Annotated in this window: 8 protein-coding genes; 4 read left to right on the forward strand and 4 right to left on the reverse strand. The window is 68.4% G+C overall.

Going from position 1 to position 6514, the window contains the following annotated elements:
• The first annotated feature begins 34 nt into the window (after positions 1-34).
• Positions 35-517, forward strand: a complete 483-nt coding sequence (locus VKQ35_RS17925; RefSeq protein WP_324364080.1) for a cupin domain-containing protein — start codon at positions 35-37, stop codon at positions 515-517.
• 67 nt (positions 518-584) lie between these two features.
• Complete coding sequence (locus tag VKQ35_RS17930) at positions 585-1367, forward strand: class I SAM-dependent methyltransferase (RefSeq protein WP_324364081.1); 783 nt, start codon at positions 585-587, stop codon at positions 1365-1367.
• 18 nt (positions 1368-1385) lie between these two features.
• On the opposite strand, the gene dapD is transcribed toward VKQ35_RS17930, so the two are convergent.
• From dapD to argB, 3 genes are read right to left on the reverse strand one after another with little or no spacing between them, the layout of a single operon-like run.
• Entirely contained in the window at positions 1386-2228 is an 843-nt protein-coding gene (dapD, locus tag VKQ35_RS17935) for a 2,3,4,5-tetrahydropyridine-2,6-dicarboxylate N-succinyltransferase (protein WP_324364082.1), read from the reverse strand.
• Positions 2228-2917, reverse strand: a complete 690-nt coding sequence (locus VKQ35_RS17940; RefSeq protein ID WP_324364083.1) for a pyrimidine 5'-nucleotidase — start codon at positions 2915-2917, stop codon at positions 2228-2230. Before VKQ35_RS17940 ends, dapD begins: the two co-directional genes overlap by 1 nt.
• Entirely contained in the window at positions 2914-3843 is a 930-nt protein-coding gene (gene argB, locus VKQ35_RS17945; RefSeq protein WP_324364084.1) for an acetylglutamate kinase, read from the reverse strand. The genes VKQ35_RS17940 and argB overlap by 4 nt, the downstream gene beginning before the upstream one ends.
• A gap of 109 nt (positions 3844-3952) precedes the next feature.
• Between argB and VKQ35_RS17950 the strand changes: the two genes are divergently transcribed.
• Both VKQ35_RS17950 and VKQ35_RS17955 read left to right on the forward strand, forming a co-directional pair.
• Positions 3953-5230 (forward strand): metal-dependent hydrolase family protein, encoded by a 1278-nt coding sequence (locus tag VKQ35_RS17950; RefSeq protein ID WP_324364085.1) that lies wholly within the window; start codon positions 3953-3955, stop codon positions 5228-5230.
• Positions 5227-5535 carry a hypothetical protein gene (locus tag VKQ35_RS17955; RefSeq protein ID WP_324364086.1) on the forward strand — a complete coding sequence of 103 codons (309 nt, stop codon included), beginning with the start codon at positions 5227-5229 and terminating at the stop codon, positions 5533-5535. Before VKQ35_RS17950 ends, VKQ35_RS17955 begins: the two co-directional genes overlap by 4 nt.
• Positions 5536-5545: 10 nt before the next feature.
• Here the strand turns inward: VKQ35_RS17955 and VKQ35_RS17960 are convergent.
• Positions 5546-6514: acyl-CoA dehydrogenase family protein (locus VKQ35_RS17960; protein ID WP_324364087.1), on the reverse strand; the 969-nt coding region annotated here is incomplete at its 5' end.

The raw sequence follows: 6514 nt of genomic DNA on the forward strand, positions 1-6514 counted from the left end.
AAGCTAGGCGCCTCTCCTAGACCGGAAACCGCCCATGCCCAAGATCGACATCGAAACCGCGCCCACCCGCTTCGGGACCGGCTATCCGCCGCCCTATGACGCGCCTTGCAAGGACCGGCGGCGCTGGAAGCTGGGCGACGCGGCGGGCCTCACGCAATTCGGGGTCAATCTGCTGCGGCTCGCGCCCGGCGTCTGGTCGAGCCAGCGGCATTGGCACACGGCCGAGGACGAGTTCACCTGGGTGGTCTCGGGCGAGGTGGTGCTGGTGACCGACGAGGGCGAACAGGTGCTACGGGCCGGCGATTGCGCGGGCTTCCCGGCGGGTGCGCCCAATGGGCACCATTTCCAGAACCGCTCGGACGCCGAGGCGGTGCTGTTGGAGGTGGGGTCGCGGCGGCCGGACGAGGACGGCTGCGACTATCCGGACATCGACCTGATGCTGAAGGACGGCGCCAGCGAGTACAGCCACAAGGACGGCGCGCCCTACACGGATACGAAGAGCGCGCGCCGCCGCTAGGCCGCGCGGCGCTTGCCATCGGCGGCAGAACGCGGAATGTCGTCGGCCGACGAGGGATTTGCAGGTCATGGCCGAGACCACCACGCAGACGGATTCCGCAGCGATCCCGGCGGCGGCCGCCCACCCGCGGAAGGCGCTGCAGGGGCCGCCTTATCGCGACTTCGTGAAGGCGGTGACCGACGCCAAGGCGGCGCGCAACTATCTGGAGGTGGGCGTCCACAACGGCTCGACTCTGGCGCTCATCGAGAAACCCGCGATCGGCGTGGATCCGAACTTCGTGTTCGATCGCAACCCTGTGGGCCGCAAGCGGATCCTCCACCTGTTCCAGATGGGCAGCGACGAGTTCTTCCGGGACTACGATCCGCGGGCCATCTTCGGTGCGCCGGTGGACGTGGCCTTCCTCGATGGGATGCACCGCTTCGAGTACCTGCTGCGCGATTTCATGAACACCGAGCGGGTCTGCGACCGGAACGGCGTCATCCTGATGGACGACTGCCTGCCGGTGAACCTGGAGATGACCGAGCGCCTGCACCGGCCGGAGCAGCGGCAGGACAAGGCCCTGGCGGGCTGGTGGACGGGCGACGTCTGGAAGGTGGTGACGATCCTGCGAGAGTATCGGCCCGATCTGCGCATCACGCCGGTCGACGTTGTGCCGACGGGCAGCATCGTGGTCAGCAACCTCGACCCGTCCTCGACGCGGCTGGCGGACGCCTATTTCGAGATCGTCGACCGCTTCGCGGCGCAGACTCTGACGCCGAAGGACTATGAGGCCTACTGGAAGGTGAACCGGCCGACCACCGCCGCGGCCCTGCTCAACGACTTCGGCCTATCGCTGCATGTGCGGCCCTGACCGCACAGGCCTTTCCCCTCAGTCCCGCAGCAGCTCGTTGATCGAGGTCTTGCTCCGCGTGCGCTCGTCCACGGTCTTCATGATCACCGCGCAGTAGGTGGAGGGCAGCGACGGGTCGTGGGCGTTGGGCCGGCTGCCGGAGACGACGACGGAGTAGGGCGGCACCTCGCCGGTGGTCACCGCGCCGGTCTTGCGGTCGATGATCGGGGTGGTGGAGGTCAGGAAGGTGCCCATGGAGAGCACGCTGCCCTCGCGCACGATCACGCCCTCGGCCACCTCGGCGCGGGCGCCAATGAAGCAGTTGTCCTCGATGATGGTCGGGTTGGCCTGCAGGGGCTCCAGGACGCCGCCGATGCCCGCGCCGCCGGAGATGTGGCAGTGCTTGCCGATCTGGGCGCAGGAGCCGACCGTCGCCCAGGTGTCGACCATGGTGGCCTCGCCTACGTAGGCGCCGATATTGACGAAGCTGGGCGTCATCACCACGCCCTTGGCGATGTAGGCGCCCTTGCGCACCACGCAGCCCGGCACGGCGCGGAAGCCCGCGGCCTCGAAGCGGGCGGCGTCCCAGCCGGTGAACTTCAGCGGAACCTTGTCCCAGTAGGGGCCGGGCGCGTCGGCCTCGGTGAGCTGGTTCGGCGTCAGGCGGAAGAACAGCAGGATCGCCTGCTTGGCCCACTGGTGGGTGACCCAGGTCCCATCCGCCTCGCGGCTCGCGACGCGCAGGGTTCCGGCGTCCAGACGCTCGAGGGTCTCCATCACCGCGTCGCGCACCGGGCCCTTGGTCTGCTGGTTCACGGCGTCCCGGTCTTCCCAGCCGGCTTCGATGACCCGCTGCAGGTCGGCGTGATCGGAGATGCTCATCAGGCGGCGTCTTTCAGCTGGGCCTGCGCCAGGAAGGGCGCGAGCCGGTCGATCTTGTAGTCCACGAAGTCGGCGGTGGAAGCCTGGGCGTAGGGGCCGACCAGAACGGTGGTCATGCCAAGCACCGCGGCCGGCTTCAGATTGCGCTCGCTGTCCTCGAAGAAGGCGGTCTTGGCCGGGTCGATGCCGTGCTCGGCGCTGATCCGCGCGAAGGTGGCGGGCGCGGGCTTGGGCACATAGTCGGCGCTGCCGATGTCGAAGATGCCGTCGAAGAGCTCGGTCATGCCCAGGTGCTTGAGCACCCGCTCGGCATGGAAGGCGTCGGCGTTGGTGAAGATCAGCCGGCGGCCCGGCAACCGCGCGATGGCGGCGACCAGTTCCAGGTCCTGCGCCACCCCCTCCAGCGGCATGTCGTGGAAGATGGTGTGGAAGTCGGCCGGGTCGACCCCGTGGTGCTCGACCAGGCCGCCCAGCGTCAGGCCGTAGTCGGCGAGGTACTGCTTTTGCAGCCTATAGGCGTCGTCGCGCGGCAGGCCCGTGACCTGCATCACGTAAGCGGTCATGCGCCGCTCGATCTCCGCCATCAGGCCGCTCTCAGCCGGATAGAGGGTGTTGTCGAGGTCGAACAGCCAGGTGTCGACGTGCCGCAGATCGGCAGGCTGGGAATCGGGGCGCGGGTCGGCCGTCATTCTTTGACGAGCGTGCCCGCCCCGTGCTCGGTGAACAGCTCCACCAGCATGGCGTGCGGGCGGCGGCCGTCGAGGATGACCACGGCGCCGACGCCGGCCTCGACCGCGGCGATGCAGGTCTCGAGCTTGGGGATCATGCCGCCGGTGGCGACCTCGTCGACGATGGCCATGCGGGCCTCGGAGATGGTCATCTGGCGGACCAGCTCGCCCGCCTTGTCCAGCACCCCGGCGACGTCGGTCAGCAGCAGCATGCGCTTGGCGTTCAGCGCGCCGGCCAGCGCGCCGGCCACGGTGTCGGCGTTGATGTTATAGGTCTGGCCGTCCTCGGCGACGCCGATCGGCGCGATCACCGGGATGTAGTCCTCGTCGGCGTAGATCAGCGCCTCGATCAGCTTGGGATCGATCCGCGTGGGCTCGCCCACGAAGCCGAGGTCGACCTCCTTCTCGATCAGCGAGCCCGGGTCCTTCTTGGTGCGGGTGGCCTTCTGCACGGTGATCAGCCGGGCGTCCTTGCCCGAAAGGCCGACGCCGCGCACATCGGCTTCACGGCCGGCGAGCGTGATCCAGTTGGCGATCTCCTTGTTGATCGCGCCGGACAAGACCATCTCGGCCACTTCCATGGTCGCCGCGTCGGTGACTCGCAGGCCGTCGATGAAGGTCGACTTGACCCCGGCGCGCTCCAGCATCGCCGAAATCTGCGGCCCGCCGCCGTGCACGATCACCGGATGCAGGCCCAGCATCTTCAGCAGCACGCAGTCGGCGGCGAATTGCTTGGCGACCTCTTCCTCGCCCATGGCGTGGCCGCCGTACTTGATGACCACGGTCTCGCGGTCATAGCGCTGGATATAGGGGAGCGCCTCGGCCAGCGTGTGCGCCGTCGCCCATCCCTGGCCCTCATTGGCCTGGCTTTGGTCCTTGTCGGTCACGGCGCGCCTTCAGCCCTGTCGTTCGGAGCGCTCCGATAGCGGACGCCGGGCCCCCTGTCACCTTTGCGCGGCCATGCTAAGCGTGGGCGCAAGGCTCGGGGAGATACGTATGCGGATCGTGGCGGGTGTGGCGGCGGTTGCGGCCGTTTGGGCGCTGGCGGCCTCGGCGGAGGCCGCGACGGTCGCGGTGAGCGCCGAGCGGCTGCTGGACGTGGCCAGCGGCAAATATGTCGACAAGCCCCTGGTCGTGATCGTCGATGGACGGATCACGGCGGTCGAGCACCAGGGCGACACGGTCCCGGCGGGCGCGCAGCGGGTCGACCTGCCGGGCGTGACGCTGTTGCCGGGCCTGATCGACATGCACGTCCACCTGACCTCCTCGCCGCTGTTCGGCGGCTACAACCGGCTGGAGTTCACCGACAGCTTCTGGCCGATCCTGGGCACGACGCACGCCAAGGCGACGCTGGAGGCGGGCTTCACCACTGTGCGCAACGTCGGCTCCAAGGACTATGAGGACGTGGGGCTGCGGCAGGCCATCGATGCGGGCTTCATTCCAGGGCCGCGCATCGTCACCGCCACCTACGCCATTGGCTCGACTGGCGGTCACTGTGACTCGACCTTCTTCCCGCCGTCGATGAAGCAGAAGGGCGACGCGGTGATCGACAGCCCCGACGAAGGCCGCAAGATGGTCCGCCAACTGCACAAATACGGCGCCCAGGTGATCAAGATCTGCGCCACCGGCGGGGTCTTCAGCCACGGCGATACGCCCGGCGCCCAGCAGCTGACCCTCGACGAGATCAAGGCCATCGTCGATGAGGCCCACGCCACGGGCCTCAGGGTCGCCGCCCATGCCCATGGCGCCAGCGGCATCAAGGCCGCGATCCTGGGCGGCGTGGACACCATCGAGCACGCGAGCCTGGTGGACGACGAGGGCATCAAGCTCGCCATCGCGCACGGCAGCTACTTCGGCATGGACATCTACAACACCGACTACACCCAGGCCGAAGGCAAGAAGAACGGGGTGCTGGAGGAGAACCTGCAGAAGGACCGCGACATCGGCGACATCCAGCGGGAGAACTTCAGGAAGGCGCTGAAGGCCGGGGTGAAGATGATCTTCTCGACCGACGCCGGGGTCTATCCGCACGGGACCAACGCCCGCCAGTTCGCGGTGATGGTGCGCTATGGGGCGACGCCCTTGCAGGCGATCCGCACCGCGACGCTGACCGCCGCCGAGGCGCTCGACCGGTCAAAGGACGTGGGCCAGGCGACGCCCGGCCACTTTGGCGACCTGGTCGGTGTGACGGGCGACCCGCTGACCGACGTGACGGTGCTGGAGCATCCGGTGTTCGTGATGAAGGGCGGCGAGGTGGTGAAGCGGGTCCCGTGAGGGCGCGCGGCTTCACGCTGCTTCTCGCGCTCTCGGCGCCGCCGCTCTACGCGGCCTATGTCTATGGCTACAAGCTGACCGAATTCCTGAGCGCCTCGACCCGGATCGAAGGGGGCTTGCCCTGGCAAGCCTGGAGCCAGGTGGCGGTGGTGGGCCTGCAGACGGTGGTCATCGCCGCCGGCCTGGCGGTGGCCTGGCAAATGGCGCCGGCGAGGCGGTGGCGCCCCGCGGCCATCGCCATGGGCGTCTCCTGGCTGGCTTCCGCGCCGCTCTATGTGCTGCTGCTGGCGGCCCCGGCGATCTAGATCGCCCCTCTCAGATAGACCGCGCGACCACTTCTTTCATGATCTCGCTGGTGCCGCCGTAGATGCGCTGCACCCGGGCGTCGCGCCAGAGGCGGGCGATGGGGTACTCGTTCATGTAGCCGGCGCCGCCGTGCAGCTGGAGCGCCGCGTCGCAGACTTCCCATTGCAGCTCGGTGTGGAAGAGCTTGGCGGCGGACGCCTCGGCGGCGGTGAGTTCGCCCTTCAGGTGGCGCGCCATGCACCAGTCCAGATGCGCCCAGCCCGCCTGCAGCTTGGCCTTGAGCGCGCCGAGCGTGAAGCGGGTGTTCTGGAAGTCGAAGACGGTCTGTTTGAACGCCTTGCGCTCCTTGGTGAACTTCACCGCCTCGTCGAAGGCCCGCTGGGCGCCGGCCTGGCCCGCGATGGCGATCTGCAAGCGCTCCTGCGGCAGCTGGTTCATCAGATAGGCGAAGCCCTTGCCCTCTTCGCCCAGGCAGTTGGTGATCGGCACGCGCACGTCCTCGAAGAACAGCTCCGAGGTGTCGGCGGAGTTCTGGCCGATCTTGTCGAGGTTGCGGCCGCGCTTGAAGCCGGCCCGATCGCCCTCCACCAGGATCAGCGAGATGCCCTTGGAGCCCTGGGTCGGGTCGGTCTTGGCGACGACGACGATCAGGTCCGCCGACTGGCCGTTGGTGATGTAGGTCTTGGAGCCGGAGACCACATAGTGATTGCCGTCGCGCACGGCGGTGGTGCGCACGCCCTGCAGGTCGGAGCCGGCGCCGGGCTCGGTCATGGCAATGGCGCCGACCAGCTCGCCGCGCGCCATGCGCGGCAGGAAGCGCTGCTTCTGATCCTTGGTGCCGTGGTTGAGGATGTAGTGGGCGCAGATGCTGTGCACGCCCTGGCCGAAGCCGGACAGGCCGCGGCGCTGGGTTTCCTCGTACACCACCGCTTCATGGCGGAAATCGCCGCCGGCGCCGCCGTATTCGGCGGGGATGTC

This window comes from Phenylobacterium sp. (assembly GCF_035309685.1).
In the GTDB taxonomy this organism is placed as follows: Bacteria; Pseudomonadota; Alphaproteobacteria; order Caulobacterales; family Caulobacteraceae; genus Phenylobacterium.

What these genes read in the sequence shown, in the direction of transcription:
- VKQ35_RS17925 (WP_324364080.1), top strand. Translation starts at nt 35, where the DNA reads ATGCCCAAGATCGACATCGAAACCGCGCCCACCCGCTTCGGGACCGGC.
- VKQ35_RS17930 (WP_324364081.1), top strand. Translation starts at nt 585, where the DNA reads ATGGCCGAGACCACCACGCAGACGGATTCCGCAGCGATCCCGGCGGCG.
- dapD (WP_324364082.1), bottom strand. Translation starts at nt 2,228, where the DNA reads ATGAGCATCTCCGATCACGCCGACCTGCAGCGGGTCATCGAAGCCGGC.
- VKQ35_RS17940 (WP_324364083.1), bottom strand. Translation starts at nt 2,917, where the DNA reads ATGACGGCCGACCCGCGCCCCGATTCCCAGCCTGCCGATCTGCGGCAC.
- VKQ35_RS17950 (WP_324364085.1), top strand. Translation starts at nt 3,953, where the DNA reads ATGCGGATCGTGGCGGGTGTGGCGGCGGTTGCGGCCGTTTGGGCGCTG.